Below are 16,705 nucleotides of genomic sequence, written 5' to 3' on the forward strand. Positions count from 1 at the left end.
CAAGAGCGCTGGAATGGGAAAACCTACTCTACATCGGAAACATGGTTCTCGACTCGCCCTTCGCCTCGCCGCGCTGTGCGGCGTAGCGGTCCTCGGCGCCGGCCTTGCCCATAGCGCGCTGGCGCAGGACACTCCCATGAAAGGCGGCGTGCTCGTTGTCGCCCGCCCCGCCGACGTGGTCCTCTGGGACCCGAAATTCACCAGCGACAACGATTCGCTCTGGGCCCAGCAGCAAATCTTCGCGACGCTGCTGCAGAACTCTCCCGACGGCAAGGAATTGCAGCCGTCGCTGGCCGAGTCCTACCAGATCAGCCCGGATGCCAAGGTCTTTACCTTCAAGCTTCATGACAATGCGAAGTTCTGCGACGGCAGCAAGATAACGTCGGCGGACGTGAAGTTCTCTTTCGAGCGAGCACTCGAAAAAGACTCCAACGTGAGCTGGGCGTACCCCGGCAATCCGAAGATCGAGACGCCGGATGACCTGACGGTCAACATTACGCTCGACACCCCCAATGTCTCGTTCCCGGCGTTCCTGACGCTCTGGGGCACCGCTATCCTGTCCAAGACCTACGCCGAGAAGGTCGGCGTGCAGGCGTTGTCCGAGAAGCCGCTCGGCAGCGGACCGTTCTGCCTCGAAACCTGGGACAAGGGCCAGCAGATCGTGCTCAAGCCCAATCCGGGCTATTGGGATCCGAGCAAGCCCTATGTCGACGAGGTCGACATGCGGGTCGTCCAGGATGACAATGCGCGCATGCTGCAGATCCAGAGCGGCGACGCCGATATCGCGCTTACCGTCCCCGACAGCCAGGCCGACGTGCTCGGCAAGGCGGAGGGCGTCAAGGTTTCGCAGGACATCCTCTACGGAACGGCGGCGCTGGTACTCAACCAGCACACTGTCCCGGCCTTCACGGACTTGAAGGTCCGGCAGGCCATGGCGCGGGCGCTCGACCGCCAGGCGATGGTCAACTCTATCCTATTCGGTCGCGGCGAGGTTGCCAAATCGCCGTTCTATGGACCCGGCATCCTCTACTGGACCGGCGAGTTCGAGGTGAAGTACGACCTCGAGAAGGCCAAGCAGCTGATCGGTGAGTCGGCCTTCGCCAAGGGTTTCAGCATCGAGCTGACGATCCCGAGCGGCGACACGCTGGCGTCGCAGACTGCGGTCATCGTCAAGGACCAGCTGTCCAAGATCGGCATCGACATCAGCATCACTCCGGTCGAATCCGGCACCTGGTGGCAGTTGTGGTCGACGTCGAAATACCAGATGCTCTACAAGCTCGGCACCAATGACGTGATCGATCCGGCCGAGAACATCTCGTTCGACTTCTGGTCGACGGAAGAAGGCGGCTCGGACGCGGCCTTCTCCGGCTACCACAACTCCAAGATCGTCGAACTGAGCCGGCAGGCCCAGGCCGAACTCGACTCTGCCAAGCGCGCCGCGCTCTATAAGGACCTCCAGCGCATCGCGATGGAAGAGGTCCCGCAGATGTACCTCTTCCATCCGGCCAACATCTGGGCAACTCGTGACAACATCCACGGCTTCGCCATCTTCCCGACCAAGCTGCATCGCTTCTGGGAAGTCTGGAAGTCGGAATAGGATCACGCTGCGCAACGACGCCTCCCGTCATCGGGCGGAAGGCGCCCACCTCAGGGAGATCACGTGGATATCGTCGTTTTCCTCCGCCGCCGGCTGCTGCAGGTGCTGCCGGTCCTCTTCGGCATCGTGCTCGCCGTCTTTCTCTCCGTGCGGCTCATCCCTGGCGACCCGGCGCGCATCATGCTCGGCGTCCATGCTTCCGACGAGAAGGTTGCGGCGCTCAGAGAGCAGATGGGTCTCGACCAGCCACTCTTATGGCAGTTCGGGAAATTCGTCGCCAATGTGGCGCAGGGAGAGCTCGGCACGTCGCTCGTCTATCGTCGCGGCGTGTCGCAGGTGATTTTCGAGCGTTTGCCGGTGACCAGTTCGCTGATTGCCTATGCAGTGATGCTGTCGATCCTGCTTTGCGTTCCGCTGGCGACGATCGCGGCGGTCCGCCAAGGCAAGACCATGGACTATCTCGTGCGCGGCGTGTCGACGCTGACCCTGTCGATGCCGGGTTTCTGGCTCGGCCTCAATCTCCTGATCATGCTCGCGGTAACCTATCCGCTGTTCCCGGTCTCCGGCTATGGACGCAACTTCGGCGATCGCGTCTGGCATCTCTTCCTGCCGGCGCTGACCATCGCGTTCTCATTGGCGCCGATGCTGATCCGCTCGCTACGCGATGCCGTGATCGAGGTCCTCAACTCTCCGCATGTCGAGTTCGCGCGTACCAAGGGGCTGTCGGAGTGGAACCTATTGCGCCGGCACGTGCTGCGCAACGGTTTGCTCTCGACCGTGACCATCCTCGGCGTCAACATCGGCTGGCTGATGGGCGGCTCGGTGATCGTCGAGACCGTGTTCACAATCCCCGGCACCGGTTCCCTCATCGTCAGCTCGATCTTCGCGCGCGATTACCCGATGATCCAGGGCATCGCGCTGGTGTTTGGCGCGATGGTGATCGTGATCAATCTGCTGACTGATATCGTCTACGCTCTGCTCGATCCGCGGGTGAGCTATGAGTAAGGGCGCACTGTCCTCGCAGGGAGCGACCATCGCGGTGCCGGTCGGTCCGGCTGTGCGGCCGAGCGGCCTGCGCCGGCTGCGCCCGCGCGGTCGTGCCGCCCTGGCAGTCGGGATCGCCCTTCTCGTGGCGATTGGTCTCGCCAGCCTACTGGCGCCCTACCTGACCTCTTACGATCCGATCGAGCAGGATTTGCGCAACGCCCTCAGGCCACCGGACGCTGTCCATATCTTCGGTACCGACAATTTCGGCCGGGACATCTTTGCCCGTGTCCTCTACGCGGCCAAGCTCAACCTCACCATCGGCATCCTTTGCGTGCTCTTCCCGAGCGTGCTCGGGGTGGTCCTGGGCGGCATTGCCGGCTATTTCGGCGGCTTCGCGGATACGGTGATCATGCGGGTCGTCGATACATTCACCGCCTTCCCCTTCCTGATCATGGTCATCGGCATCATCGCCATCCTCGGCCCCGGCCTCGTCAGCCTCTACATCGCGCTGACGCTCGCCGGCTGGACGGTCTATGCGCGCATTGTGCGGGCCGAGGTGCTGGTCGCCAAGAAGAGCGAATACATCCTAGCCGCACGGGCGCTCGGCTTCAGCAACACGCGCATCATCTTCGGCCACGTGCTGCCCAATGTCATCGTGCCTGCGCTCATCTTCGCCGCCACCGACATTGTGCTGGTCATACTCTCGACCACCTCGCTCAGCTTCCTCGGGCTCGGCGTGCAGCCGCCGACGCCGGAGTGGGGAACCATGATCGCCGAGGGCCGGACCTTCATCATGTCGGCATGGTGGATGGTCACCCTGCCGGGGCTTGCCATTGTCATCGTCAGCGCTGCGCTCAGCCTATTCTCGGACGGCCTGGCCGATACGCTGCGGAGAAAGGACTAGCCAGTGTCAGTGCTCCTCGATGTCCGTGACCTTGTCACTGAGATGCCGACCCAGCGCGGTGTCCTGACCGTCACCGATGGGGTCAGCTTTGCCATCGAGCCCGGCGAATGCTTGGGTATCGTCGGCGAGAGCGGCTCGGGCAAGAGCATGACCTGCCGCTCGATCCTCGGGCTCGTGCCATATCCGGGCAAGACGACCGGCGGCGAGGTCCTTTACGGCGGCGCGGACCTGCGCAAGTTATCAGGAAGGGAGCTGAACAAGCTGCGGGGCACCGAGATCGCAATGATCGTCCAGGATTCGATCGCGGCGCTGAATCCCGTCCGACGCATCGGTGACCAGATCACTGAGGCGATGCTCAAGCATGGCATGGTGCCGACGCGCGCCGTGGCGCGGGAGCGCGCGATCGACCTGATGCGCAAGGTCGGCATTCCCGCCCCGGAGACGCGCCTCGACGACTATCCGCATCAATTCAGCGGCGGCATGTGCCAGCGCGTGGTCATCGCCAGCGCGCTCGCCTGTTCGCCAAAGATCATTTTGGCGGACGAGCCGACGACGGCGCTCGACGTCACCATCCAGGACCAGATTTTGAAGCTGCTTGTTCAGTTGCAGCAGGATTTGGGGCTGAGCCTGGTGCTCGTCACCCATGATATGAGCGTGGTTGCCCACACCTCCCAGCGCGTCGCCGTGATGTATGCCGGGCAGATCGTCGAGCTGGCCGACACGAGGACATTGTTCCGTTCGCCGCGCCATCCCTACACACTTGGACTGATAAACTGCACACCCCGGATCGACGCGGACGGCGAGATCTCGCGGCTGCGGCCGATTCCCGGCACCCCACCCGATTTGCTCAATCCGCCAGATGGCTGCCGCTTTCATCCACGCTGTCCGCTCGCCGGCCCCGAATGCATGTCGGGCAGCTTTCCACTCAGGCAAATCGCAGGCGGGCATCTCACCAGCTGCATCAGGCACGAGCAACTCGCCGCAGCGGGCAATATCTGGCCGACCGACTCGGGCGAGGATGACGCTTGCCAATCGCAGCCGGCGAGCGTGACGGTTGCCGCCCCGCCTGGGGCGGACACGCCGTTGCTCGAGGTCCGCAACCTCACCAAGGTCTATGCCGGTCCCAAGAGCCTGCTGTCGCGCCTGACCGGCAGGCTGCCGCAGCAGCTCTCCGCCGTCGATGACGTCTCATTCGACATCAAGACGCGCGAGATTCTCGGCATTGTCGGGGAGTCGGGCTCTGGCAAGACGACGCTGGGACGCTCGCTGTTGCGGCTTGTAGAGCCATCGCAGGGCGCTGTCCTCTTTCGTGGCGACGACATCCTGAAATACTCCGGCCCCAGGCTGATGGCGGCGCGGCGCAACCTCCAGATGATCTTCCAGGATCCATATTCGTCGCTGAATCCGCGCCTTACGGTCCGACGCATGCTGTCGGAGGTGCTCAGCGTCCATCGCGTTTGCTCGCCCGCCGGGATCGAGGCGCGAGTGTTGGAACTTCTGAGCCTAGTTGGACTGCCGGCCAACGTTATGGAGCGCCATCCGCGCCATTTCAGCGGCGGCCAGCGCCAGCGCCTCGGTATTGCCCGCGCGCTCGCCGTCGAGCCGAGCTTCATCGTCGCCGACGAGCCGGTATCGGCGGTGGATGTCTCGGTCCAGGCGCAGATCATGAACCTGCTGCTCGATCTCAGGGACCGGCTCGGGCTGACGATGCTGTTTATCGCCCACGATCTCAGCGTCGTCCAATATGTCAGCAACCGGGTCGGCGTCATGTATCTCGGCCGCATCGTCGAGATTGCACCAACCGAGCAGCTTTTCGGGGCTCCCCGCCATCCCTATACGCAGGGGCTGCTGCGCGCCGCGCCCCGGCCCGACCCCGACTACCCATCGGCGCAGGTCGCGATCCTTGGCGAGCCGCCATCGCCCCTGCGCCCCCCGCCGGGCTGTCGGTTCAACACCCGCTGTCACCTTGCGACCGACATCTGCCGCCTGGCTGTGCCGCCGCTGAAGGACGTCGGCGGCGGGCACCAGGTCGCCTGCCACCATCTCGACAAGACCATCGCCCGCCTTGCCGAATCGACTTTACCCCCACAACTTCAACACGCTTGAGGAGCGAGACGAATGGCCTACGATCCCTATTATGAGCTTGTGCCTGCCCCGAAGGAGAAGCCGTTCGACGCATCGCGCACCGCGCTTCTTATCGTCGATATGCAGAACATGTGCGCTCACCCCGACGGCTGGATGGGTCGGCTGGCCAAGGCCCAGGGCAAGCCCGAGTTGCTGCAGGAACGCTGGGATTTCGTCGACGAGATCCAGCCGCGCGTGCGCCGCCTGCAGGATGCCTGCCGGTCCTCCGGAATCGAGCTGATCCACGTCCGGGTGAAATATCTCACCCGCGACTGCCGCGATGGGCAGCGTTCCTTCGCCGAGGAGCAGAAGGCGATCTCGTCCGATGCCCGTGACGACGATTTCCTCGAAATGGTGGCGCCGATCGGCGACGAGGTGATCATCGACAAGACCAGCGCCGGCACCTTCAATTCGACGGCCATCGACCAGATCCTGCGCAACCTCGGCATCGACCGGCTACTCGTCACCGGCATCGTCACCGAGGGCTGTGTCGAGTTAACCGCTCGCGACGCGGCGGACCGCGGGTACTACGTGACGCTGGTCAGCGACGCCTGCGCCTCCTCGACCCACATCGCCCACTATGATGCATTGCAACGCATGTCCGACGGCGGCTTGATCAAAGTGCGCACGGTAGACCAGCTTTGTGAGCAAATCGAAGCGGCCAAAGCACAACTTAAGGTCGCCTGACCGAGCAGAAGGCGGCGCTTCGGCGCCGCCTTGCCGTTTCTAGAAGGTGGTGGGCATCCAGACAGCCTCGCAGCGAGACGATTGACGCGGAGTCCCGACTATGCCTGTAGCAAAGCGCGGCCTCGAGCACCACCTGCTGCAGGTAGGCGAGAGCGAAGCTCACCGAAATCTAGGCCGGAAAGGTTACGGCCTCAGCCTGCTGTGCGGATACGGGCGCTGAAATGGCCGGCCGAGACTCCCCGAGCGGCGTGATGGCCTTGGCGCATTCGGGAATGGCGATCGGGCACCAGGTGCGGAACACGCAGCCGCTTGGCGGATCCGACAGGGCTCAGAATACCGCCCTTCAGCGCGATGCGCTCGCGGTGTCGCTCCGGCCTCGGCCGCGGGACCGCCGACATCAGCGCCTTGGTATGGGGATGGTTGGGGCTCGAATAGAGCTTGCGTCGGGGCGATCTCCATGACCCGCCCGAGATACATCACCACGATCGCAAGGTCGTGGGCGATGAAGGCATGGTTAGACTGAGCTGCGCATTCAGGTCCTCAAGGAGGTTCACCTGCGATTGGATCGACACGTCGAGCGCCGAGTCGGGGCTCGTCGGCGACGGTCGGCGTTGCATCGGTCATTGCGTTGGTGCTGTGGCTTGCGATCAGTTCCAGATCCCTGGCGGGGATGCAGCGCGCCTCGTGCTGCGGCGCAACGGCTTCCAATCCCGGTTCGATCTCGGCGCAGCCGCAATCGAGTAGGCGCAGTGTGTCCGGAAGGGGCAGCCGCTCGGCAGGTCCGTCAGCATTTGCATGTTGCCAGGGATGGTCCGCACCCGATGATGATGTTCCGAACTGCCAATATACGGGATCGATTTCATCAGTGTTTAGCCTCGTCAATCTCGCCGTTGGTCCTCGAACGGCGCTGGGCAGATCGCGTAGCCACCTCGCGTTTTACGCTTGATATGGCGTATGTCATGATTTCAAACCTCACTCAGCTTGCGAATAATGGCACCCTTCACGCCTTCGATGTGGTTGCGAGCTGCCGCTTTGGCTCGGTCTTTGTCGCCTGATTTGAGGGCGGCAATAATCTCAAGGTGTTCCATATGGCCTACGCGGAATCGCTCTGGCACGCGGATCATGTTAAACATTCGGGTCTTCAGCCTGAGTTCCCGAAGCATCTTGGCCAAGAGAAGGTTGCTCCCGGCTTGTGCGATCGTTTCATGCAAGCGGGAGTCGATCTCCCAGTCGTCGTCCGGATCAGGCTTTGCCGCCTCAAGAACCTTGCGCACACCTGCCTCTAACGAGTCGAGTTCCTCGCTCGGCACGCGGCCAATTGCCAATGCGATGGCTTCTGACTCCAAAATGGAGCGCACGTGAAGGATCTCGACAAGCTCGCGCACAGTGATTTCGCGTACGATCAGGGAATTTCCAGGTCGGCGCGAGATATAACCCTCAGTCTCGAGGCGATTGAGCGCTTCGCGCGCCGGCGTCCTCGATACGTTCAATGCGTCGGCCAGCTTGCGCTCCTGCAAAACAGTGCCGGTAGGCAGCTCGCGCTGGATCATCATGGTGAGCAGACGATCGTAAATCTGCTGGCTAAGATTCTTGTCCGGCGCCTGGCGGATTGCTTTCGCCAAATCACGTGCCATCATAATCTCCGGCTCGTGCGTTTCAGGCGCGAGATCGCGTCGGCAGTTCGCTTGCAGGCTCCGACCAACTCCTGTTCGATAGAGGCACGAGCCGCGGCTTCGCCAATATGGCGGGGTGTCGAGAAATAGAGTGCACGCATGCGATACGCCACCAAACTCATGCTGTCTTTTCCTTGGCCTTCTGACTACTGCGCTCCTCGGCCAGCAATGCAAGCAACTCGGCCATTACTGTTCCTGCAAGCAGGGCCGTCATTTGGCCCGGCCCGTCATAGAGGGGATTGGTCTCGACCACGTCACAACCAACCAGATTGATGCCATTCAGCCTTCGCAGGATTGAAATGGTTTGACGGGCCGAAAACCCACCGGCCTCAGGTGTCTGAACGCCAGGCGCCGACTCCGGATCGATGAAGTCCATATCGAAGTTCAGAAACACAGGCCGACCGGCTGTTCGAGCCCGGACGCGTTCGGCGAGCCGGTCGGCGCCAAGATCAAAAACGTCATCACTAGTCAGCACCTCGTGCCCCAACTCCACCGATCGGCTGACATCCGTCGGGGAGAAAAGCGAGCCCCGCATTCCGATCTGGATCGAATGATAACGGTCGACAATCTCTTCCTCGACTGCGCGCCGGAAAGGCGTGCAAGCGCTGTAGCGCTTGCCGGCAAAGTAACTGTCCCAGATATCGCTGTGCGAATCGAAGCGAACCAAAGACAAGGGGCCATGCTTCTGCGCTATGGCGCGCAACTGCGGCAAGGTGACAGAATGATCGCCCCCTAGTGACATGGGAACTACATCCGCCGAAACGATCGCACCTACCGCTGCCTCGATCTGCTTATAGGTTTCTTCCAGGTTTCCGGGCACGACACTACAGTCGCCCACATCTTTGACACGAAGGGCATCGGAGGCTTTGACGCCGCCGCGAGAAGAACCATTCGGGCGCAACATGGCTGACATGCTGCGGATCGCGCCAGGCCCGAAACGGCTGCCTGTCCGAAACGGAGCGGCGGAATCGGAAGGAATGCCTAGGATCGCGGCATCCATGCCCTCGAGACTCTTGCCTAGCTCTAGCCCCATGAATGTTGGTAGTCTACAGAATCGCGGAAGTTCAAGGGAATCCAGGAAAAGTGTCGCCGTCACAGGACGTACCTTTCGCGATTAGATACTAGCGCGCTTTGGCCGCTCCATCAGATTGACACAGCGCGGCAGCGTCCGATTTCCAGATCCGCTGCCGCCGATGATCGCGTATAGTCCGGTGCATCGCGAGGGTATCGCCGGCTTGAGAACGGCAGGCCAAAGCCTTCCCCCGTGTCACAGTTTAGGTCGATACGCCTGCCCCTACCTCGTCCTTAAGCAACAAAGATGCGAGGCCGCCCAATGGGCGGCCGTCGCCTTATCGGTCATTGCAGCGTGCGGATTGGCTGTGCCGGATGAGGGTCGAATCCGACAAGATCAGTTGTCAGCTTGGCATATGTACCATCTGCGATCATGTCGGCTAAAGCCTTGTTTACCTTGACCACGAGCTCCCTGCGATCCTTGTTGAACGCGAACCCTTTCTGAACATGACTGACGAAGTCGTCTGTCATCGTCAGCGGAAGGTTTGCATGCTTGATCGCATAACCAGCGGCCACCGCATCGGTAATGACAGCGTCGACATTCCCGTTGACCAGATCCTGCAGCGCGTCTGATTCAGCTTTATATCCCTTGACCGTGGCGCCCTTTTCTTGAGCAATTTTATACCAGTTGGACGCTACAAGTGCTGCGACAGTTTTGCCCTTGAGATCCGCGGCGGATTTGATGGCAGAGTCCTTGGTCGTGACCACGCGACCGCCAGACTCCAGCCAGCCGTCGGAAAATAGCACCGCCTTCTGACGTTCCTCTGTAATGTCCATTGCTGCGCTGATGACGTCGAACTGGTTGGCCGCCAGGCCCACCAACAAGGAATCCCACTTGGTGATCACCGGCTCATAAGTAAGACTAATTCTTTTGCCGATCTCCTTCATGACGCGGATTTCGAGGCCATCGACCCCGCCGTCCGCGGCGCGCATCGAGAATGGAGGATATGTCCCCTCGGTGGCAACCATGATCTTTCCTGGCTGGATCAGCTTGAGATCTTCGCCGTTCGAAGCAGCGACATTTGCAAATGCAAGTGCGGCGATGACCGCCAGCAGTTTGATTTTCATGACACCCTCTGTGGTTGTGTTCTTACGGATCGCATCCTTTTGCCTGCACCAAGACCCTGGATTGATCGCGTGCGGGACCCATCATCTGCTGACAAGGAGCCTAGGGTTGCATTCGCCAGGCAAGTGAGGCAGCTTGGAGTATCGCTGGTATACCAGAAGAACGCAAGAGGAATATCTGTCTGATGTTCGCATCACTGAACCCCGCTCGTTAAACAGCGTGCTTTCGGCCTGATGCAATTCAGAGGCTCAGTCGAATCCAGTCGCGGTGTTCGCTTGGAGTGGAGGGCACGATCCGGCAGCACGCATGCCCCAACGGATGCCGGCATACCAAGCGGAGTCGGACATGACGCGGCCGTGTTGTCGACGGATCGCATCGGCCATGATTTTCGACCGAACCCAGAATGGCAATCACAATCGCGATGAGGCGATGCGGCTCGATGGTTTGAACGTTGCGGCTACCACTCTCACGCGCCTACTGATAGGGGGCGCTAGGCAATGAGGCAAACGGACCGTTTTGCGCCGCGCTTTCTCGATGCCGGTGACGGGGACTGGTCGTCGAACTCGGTCACGACGTAGATGAACCAACGAACCTAGCCGTTTTGTCGCTCAACGATCGGCTCCGCGACCTCAATCTCGACGGCGTGATTAAAGTCATTCCCACCTGCCGCTCGCTGCTAATTCAATTCGATCCGGATCGCCTACACCGAGACTCACTTGTCGAGACCATTTCGGGGACGACTTTCGCCGACGCCAGGAAGCGTCATAGCGATCTGTGGCACATACCGGTTTGCTATGGCGGGGGCCACGGAATCGACCTTTCCGTAGTCGCCCAAACAAACGAGCTGACCACGGCAGAGGTGATCGCACGGCATTCGGCACCGACCTATCGAATCTTCATGATCGGATTTGCACCTGGTTTCGCCTATCTCGGGGGCCTCGACCGTACTCTTCATACCAGTCGTCGTCTCGACCCGCGTATCAAAACGCCGCCGCGCAGCATCTCCATCGGGGGCATGCAGACAGCGCTTTCACCGCCGATCGAAATTCCGAGCGGCTGGAATTTGATCGGCCAAACGGCCGTGCGCACGTACGATGCGCAACGCAACACGAGACCCTTCCTGTTCGGTCCTGGGGATTACATTCGATTTCACCCGATCAAGCCGTCAGAGTATAGGCGTCAACTCAAGGCCGTAGAGGATGGCGATATCGTTGCCGCTAGCGAGAAGATTCTCGACTGACGCGCCGACGCCATGGAAGCACGAGTTACTGTCTACAGTCCTGGATCGAGGTCGCTTGAGTATGCCCGAAGGGCTTCTAGTCCGGCAGCGATTTATTGAGTTCGAACGCCAGTCGACCGCCTGACGTTCTCCTCGTTGAGTTGCACGGAAACGGCCACCGTCATCTGTGGCTTCAGCGCTTCGCAAGATCGCCCAGAACCGACACGATTCGATCAAGGCAGCGCTCCAGCACGCCTTGTTCCTGCGCAAAGCAGATCCTGAAGTGGCCGATGCCGCCGGGACCCGATTGAAATCCAGGATTGATTATGACCCCCGCCTTATTCTGCAGGGCCAAAGCAATGTCCTTGTCGCTTTGATCCAGCCCAACAACGCGCGGGAATATGTAAGAAGATCCGCCTGATGCAACGACTGTAAGAAAATTGGTATTCCGGAACTTTTGGACGACCAAATCGCGAAGCGATTGGAATTCCTGTATGCGCTGAGCAACAAGATCCCTGTCATCTACCAGCCAATGCGTGAGCGTATGTTGCGCATAGGCCGGCGCACGGAGGGCCGTGATACTCTGCAGATCTTCCATCCTGTCGACAATCTCAGCTGGTCCGATTGCAAGACCGAGTCGGTATCCGCTCATGGACTCGGTCTTGGATGGACCGAGCAGGGTAACCGTGCGCTCGGCCATGCCCGGCACCGAAGCGAGGTGCAAAAAGGGGCGGTTGTCGTAAACAAGCCGCGCATAGAGTTGGTCAGCTATTACGAATACATTGTATCGTATGGCCAGTTCGGCCAGTCTCTTGATCACCGTAGGCGAGTGCACCGTACCAGTCGGGTTGTTGGGGTTGGAAAATACGAAGACACGGGCGCCACTTTTGAAGGCCGCTTCGAGCGCATCGAAGTCAATCGTGTCATCCTGTTTTTCTTCCCACCGCAGCGGTATACGAATCGGGTGCGCGGACAGGTAACGCAACATGCGTTCGTTCGTTAGATAGTCAGGATCCATCATGGCTACCTTGTCACCGTCCTCAACCACGGCCGACAGCGCAGCATAGAGTCCGGCCTGTGTGCCCGGCGTTAGGATCAGGTTGCGGTCTGGATCGACTTCGATGCCGACAAACGCGCTGACATTGGCAGCAACAACTTCCCTAACGGACCTGCCTCCGCGATAGGCTGTGTAACTCAAGCCTCCAGCAGTCGCGGCCTTGGTGAAGGCCTCGATCGCATAGTCGGGCGCGGGAAAGCGCTTTGTATCGGCATAGGTGAGATCTACCAGGCCTGATAGCCTGGAAGAATTCTCCTCTAGAAGTCGTTCGCCCTGCCGCAGCGACATGCCGATTTGAGCCTTACGCTCGGGCATTTGAAGCCGCGATATGCGAGCAGGTTCCGGAAAGAGCGTTTGCATTGGGTATCTCCGTAGTTTCAAAATTGTTATTCAGGCGAAGCGCATCAGGACGGTATCGGCTTGAATGCTCGTCCCTGGTGCGACCGCGAGCTGTGAGACGACACCGTCCCTCTCCGCCCGCAACACCATTTCCATTTTCATGGCTTCCAGCACGCAGAGCGGTTCGCCGGCTGCAAAACGGTCGCCCTCCGCAACCACCCACCGGACCAGGACACCCAGCATCGGCGACAGGAGTTCTCCAGTTGGCGGCGCATTGTCGGTCCTGTTCAGGCGATCAATGAGGTCTGCCTGTCGCGGGGTCAGCACTTGCAAGGATGTCCGCACGCCTCGACGTACGACTTCGAAAAGTGTGCCGGTTGCTGATATCTTGAAGTGCTCGTCCGAACCGTCGATCGAGCCCCGCCAAAAAGGTTCCCCCGGGTGCCAATCCGTCGCAACCGATAGACGACGGCCCTCCAGCTCAACGACAGCACTATCGTTTTCCGGCAGGACGGCGACATCGATTCGGCTGTCGCCGTAAAGCAGGGAAAGCCTGATCGGATTCGCTAGACGGCCGTTCGCGCCTCCCTGACCATAGAAGGCCGCAACATGGGCCGTTGCCGCGACCGCAGCGCGATACCGCAACTCGTCACCGCCGCACGAAGATTGCTCGAAACATGCGCCATACTCATCAGCAATCAGTGCGGTGGACTGTTCGCCCCGACGCCATTTCTGATTCAGATGAAGGTCGGAAAGGAAATCGATGTTGGTGGCGACCCCCTCGATAGCAAAGTGGTCGAGGGCGCTTGCCTGCAGGTCTATCGCTTCGTTGCGGGTATCGGCATATGTGACGAGCTTCGCAATCAGCGGGTCGTAGAGCGCGGGTATGTTGTCCCCTTCCCTTACGCCGTCATCAATGCGCAGCCGACCACGCTCTTCCTTCGGTGCCTGATAGACGTCTAATCGGCCTGCCGAAGGAAGAAAGCCGCGCTCCGGACTTTCGGCGCAGATACGGCTTTCGACCGCCCATCCCGTCAGGCGGATATCCTCCTGCCGGTGTCGCAAAGGTTCCCCGGAAGCGACCCGGATCATCTCCTCGACAAGGTCGAGTCCCGTCACAAATTCGGTGACCGGATGCTCGACCTGGAGACGGGTATTCATTTCGAGGAAATAGAAAGAGCGGTCCTGCCCGACAACGAATTCGACCGTTCCCGCACTGTCATAGCCAACGGCCCGCGCTAACGCGACCGCTTGAGACCCCATTGCTTCACGCATCTCAGCGTTGACAAAAAGCGACGGCGATTCTTCCAGGACCTTCTGATTGCGGCGCTGAACCGAACATTCGCGCTCACCAAGATGAATGACATTGCCGTGCTTGTCGCCGAGCACTTGGATCTCGATATGCCGGGGCTCGACGATATATTTCTCGATGAAAAGCCGATCGTCGCCGAAAGAGGCCGCCGCCTCCGAGCGGGAACGCTCTACGCTTTCCGCGACTTCACCTGCCGAGTGCGCGATCCGCATGCCTTTGCCGCCGCCGCCCGCCGATGCTTTCACCATGACGGGGTAGCCGATTTCATCTGCGATGCGCACCGCTTCCTCGGCGCTTGCAATCGTGCCCAGATAGCCCGGCACAACGGAAACTCCAGCTGCGGCTGCCACACGTTTGGACGTGATCTTATCTCCCATGGCATCTATGGCTTCGGGGTTGGGCCCGATGAATCCTACGCCGGCGTCACGAAGCGCTTCGGCGAATGCGCGCCGTTCGGAGAGGAAGCCATATCCCGGATGGACCGCATCCACCCCCGCCCCCCGGCAGATTTCGACGATGCGACCAATATCCAAATAAGATTGCGCAGCCGGTGGCGGCCCTACGCGATATGCCTCATCCGCCATTTGAACATGGGCAGCATCGCGGTCGGCATCCGAATAGATTGCCACCGTGCCGATACCCAATCGCTTGGCTGTTCGCATAATGCGGCAAGAAATCTCGCCGCGGTTGGCGATCAGTATTTTGCGAAACAGGGAGATCAAACCGATATCTCCCGAAATGAAGCGAGAGTCGCGACCAATGCGCGCCGCGTCTCGCGGCCAGCGACCACCTGCCCATAAGGTGTACCCGTGGCGTCTTTCAGTAGACCAGCCCGCGCGCCCTCCCAGAACAGGACTTGTTCGTTCGACGGCGGCATCAACGCAGCAGCAGCCGCTCCTATAGCCTTTCTGACTACGAGGCTGACAACGCGGACACCGCTATCGGCCCAAGTCGAGACAAGGTTGGCAAACGCCCCCAAAGTCGCATCATCGGGAACAAGTCCCGGGCAGTCGACCAGGGTAACGACAGGCATCTTTTGCCGCCCACAAAAGTCCACCAGCTTGCTGGCTCGACCAAGCGCTGCGGCATCCAACACGCCTGACATTGTCCCGGTACTCGCCAGGACACCAACTGTCTGCCCGCCGATCTTCGCCAGACAGGCCATCAAACCGCCAGAACTATCGAATTCGACGAACTCCCTCTCATCCGAAATCCGCCTTAGCAGGCGACGCTCGTCGACATGTTGGGTCGTGTCGGCTCCGGCGAGACGCTCGAACGCAATGTCTTCGTCGCGATCTAACGTATCTAACTCGATCCGAAGTGCGGATCCTTTCTGGAGAAGACCAGCGATACGGCGAAGACCGAGAAGCGCGGCAGCGTCCGTTCCAAACGTGCAGCTCAAATCGCCGACTGATACCGAGGCCTCACCTTGCACGGAAACCCGCTTTGTCGTCGCAAGATCAGCCAACGCCAAACTTCCCCTCGGGCCTAAGCAATTGATGTCGGCAAGCTGCGCCAGTATGGCGAGCGGTCCGATAAGCGGTCCGAGAACGACAGCTACTGTCGGGCCGTGCGTTCTGCGCAGTGCCAATGCCGCAAGGAGTTGGCCGAGGGCCAGGAACTGATCGGCGTCGTTAGAAATCTCACATGGCGTCAAAATGAGGATCAAAGGCGCACTATCGTTTCGGCGAAGCTCTCGCGCAACCGTGTGCAGAGACTGTCCAGGAACCGGCGAGCGCGTACCGTCAAGCGTCAAGGCAAGTACTTCGCCGCCACCGATCGACCCACGGGCCAAGACATGCCAAAAGCTCTCGCTAAAGCACTCCCATCCTGAACCATCGAAAATGAAATCGAGGTAGTCCCGCGCGCAGATAGCTGCATCTCCGGGCATTTTCGCGCTCGTCATTTCCAGGTAGCTCCGCAACGTCTGCGGATTTTTGCATCAGCAGGCATTACGCTCAGACCTCGCTCAGCTTCCGAATGATCGAGCTTTTGACGCCCTCTATGTGGTCGCGAACGGCGGCTTTGGCGGCCTCCTTGTCCTCGGCGCGGATGGCTTCGATGATCCTTAGGTGCTCAAGGTGGCCTACTCGAAACCGCTCCGGCATATGCGTCAGGTTGAACATTCGTGTCTTCAACCGCAGTTCGAGCGCCATTTTCGCCAAAAGCGCATTCCCAGCGGCTTCGGCGATCGTGCCATGTAGCAGCGTATCTACTTTCCAATCGTCCAGCGGATCCGGATCTCGATCTTCCAGAATGCGACGCACACCTGTCTCGATGACATCAAGTTCCTTGGCAGGAATGCGGCCAATCGCTAGGGATACAGCCTCCGCCTCCAAAAGCGCGCGCACATGCAGGACCTCGGTCAGCTCCCGCGCGGAAAATTCACGCACTATCATTGAATTGCCTGGATGGCGGGAAATGAAACCCTCTGTCTCAAGACGGTTTAGCGCCTCGCGTGCAGGCGTTCTTGATACGTCAAGCGCTTCGGCGAGCTTGCGTTCCTGCAGGACGGTACCCGCAGGTAGCTCCCGCTCAATCAGCATGGTTAGGAGCCGATCGTAGATCTGCTGGCTCAGGCTTTTCTCAGGAGTTTGAAGTATCGTGTCTGCCGCACTGCGCATCAGCAAATCCTCCAAACAATGCCGTTTTTTCTGTCTCCCAAGATT

General features: G+C 60.2%; 14 protein-coding genes and 1 pseudogene. 6 read left to right on the forward strand and 9 right to left on the reverse strand.

Annotated features, from left to right (window positions below; all coding sequences use genetic code 11):
* Nucleotides 1-136 precede the first annotated feature (136 nt).
* The 5 genes from P9230_RS20880 to P9230_RS20900 all read left to right on the forward strand — a co-directional run bounded on the left by P9230_RS20880 (nt 137) and on the right by P9230_RS20900 (nt 6,299).
* Complete coding sequence (locus tag P9230_RS20880; protein ID WP_278120728.1) at nt 137-1,597, forward strand: ABC transporter substrate-binding protein; 1,461 nt, start codon at nt 137-139, stop codon at nt 1,595-1,597.
* 63 nt (nt 1,598-1,660) lie between these two features.
* A complete protein-coding gene (locus P9230_RS20885; protein ID WP_278120729.1) occupies nt 1,661-2,602 on the forward strand; it encodes an ABC transporter permease in 942 nt (313 codons plus the stop codon).
* Nucleotides 2,595-3,488 (forward strand): ABC transporter permease, encoded by an 894-nt coding sequence (locus tag P9230_RS20890; RefSeq protein ID WP_278120730.1) that lies wholly within the window; start codon nt 2,595-2,597, stop codon nt 3,486-3,488. The genes P9230_RS20885 and P9230_RS20890 overlap by 8 nt, the downstream gene beginning before the upstream one ends.
* A 3-nt stretch (nt 3,489-3,491) precedes the next feature.
* A complete protein-coding gene (locus tag P9230_RS20895; protein ID WP_278120731.1) occupies nt 3,492-5,594 on the forward strand; it encodes an ABC transporter ATP-binding protein in 2,103 nt (700 codons plus the stop codon).
* Between the two features lie 12 nt (nt 5,595-5,606).
* Complete coding sequence (locus P9230_RS20900) at nt 5,607-6,299, forward strand: isochorismatase family cysteine hydrolase (protein WP_278120732.1); 693 nt, start codon at nt 5,607-5,609, stop codon at nt 6,297-6,299.
* Between the two features lie 169 nt (nt 6,300-6,468).
* Here the strand turns inward: P9230_RS20900 and P9230_RS20905 are convergent.
* The 5 genes and pseudogenes from P9230_RS20905 to P9230_RS20925 form a co-directional block, all read right to left on the reverse strand.
* Nucleotides 6,469-6,883, reverse strand: a pseudogene (locus P9230_RS20905) (ABC transporter ATP-binding protein); the annotation flags it as partial.
* Nucleotides 6,840-7,181 carry a hypothetical protein gene (locus P9230_RS20910; RefSeq protein WP_278120811.1) on the reverse strand — a complete coding sequence of 114 codons (342 nt, stop codon included), beginning with the start codon at nt 7,179-7,181 and terminating at the stop codon, nt 6,840-6,842. The pseudogene P9230_RS20905 and the gene P9230_RS20910, both read right to left, overlap by 44 nt.
* Before the next feature lie 83 nt (nt 7,182-7,264).
* Nucleotides 7,265-7,933, reverse strand: a complete 669-nt coding sequence (locus tag P9230_RS20915; RefSeq protein WP_278120733.1) for a GntR family transcriptional regulator — start codon at nt 7,931-7,933, stop codon at nt 7,265-7,267.
* 157 nt (nt 7,934-8,090) lie between these two features.
* Nucleotides 8,091-8,972 carry an agmatinase gene (locus tag P9230_RS20920; RefSeq protein WP_278120734.1) on the reverse strand — a complete coding sequence of 294 codons (882 nt, stop codon included), beginning with the start codon at nt 8,970-8,972 and terminating at the stop codon, nt 8,091-8,093.
* Between the two features lie 356 nt (nt 8,973-9,328).
* On the reverse strand, nt 9,329-10,111 hold the full coding sequence (locus tag P9230_RS20925; protein ID WP_278120735.1) for a transporter substrate-binding domain-containing protein: 783 nt from the start codon (nt 10,109-10,111) through the stop codon (nt 9,329-9,331).
* A gap of 599 nt (nt 10,112-10,710) precedes the next feature.
* Between P9230_RS20925 and P9230_RS20930 the strand changes: the two genes are divergently transcribed.
* Entirely contained in the window at nt 10,711-11,349 is a 639-nt protein-coding gene (locus P9230_RS20930) for an allophanate hydrolase subunit 1 (RefSeq protein WP_278120736.1), read from the forward strand.
* 172 nt (nt 11,350-11,521) lie between these two features.
* On the opposite strand, the gene P9230_RS20935 is transcribed toward P9230_RS20930, so the two are convergent.
* Genes P9230_RS20935 through P9230_RS20950 form a run of 4 tightly spaced genes read right to left on the reverse strand, consistent with a single transcriptional unit; the run spans nt 11,522 to nt 16,660 of the window.
* The gene (locus P9230_RS20935; RefSeq protein WP_278120737.1) at nt 11,522-12,745 is read right to left on the reverse strand and encodes an aminotransferase class I/II-fold pyridoxal phosphate-dependent enzyme; all 1,224 of its coding nucleotides are present in this window, start codon (nt 12,743-12,745) and stop codon (nt 11,522-11,524) included.
* A gap of 30 nt (nt 12,746-12,775) precedes the next feature.
* A complete protein-coding gene (locus tag P9230_RS20940) occupies nt 12,776-14,749 on the reverse strand; it encodes an acetyl-CoA carboxylase biotin carboxylase subunit (protein ID WP_278120806.1) in 1,974 nt (657 codons plus the stop codon).
* A 5-nt stretch (nt 14,750-14,754) separates the two neighbouring features.
* A complete protein-coding gene (locus P9230_RS20945; RefSeq protein WP_278120738.1) occupies nt 14,755-15,942 on the reverse strand; it encodes a carboxyl transferase domain-containing protein in 1,188 nt (395 codons plus the stop codon).
* A 52-nt stretch (nt 15,943-15,994) separates the two neighbouring features.
* Nucleotides 15,995-16,660: a GntR family transcriptional regulator gene (locus tag P9230_RS20950; RefSeq protein WP_278120739.1), complete on the reverse strand. Its 666-nt coding sequence runs from the start codon at nt 16,658-16,660 to the stop codon at nt 15,995-15,997.
* Nucleotides 16,661-16,705: the final 45 nt, after the last annotated feature.

The organism is Mesorhizobium sp. WSM4887 (genome assembly GCF_029625865.1).
GTDB lineage: Bacteria > Pseudomonadota > Alphaproteobacteria > Rhizobiales > Rhizobiaceae > Mesorhizobium.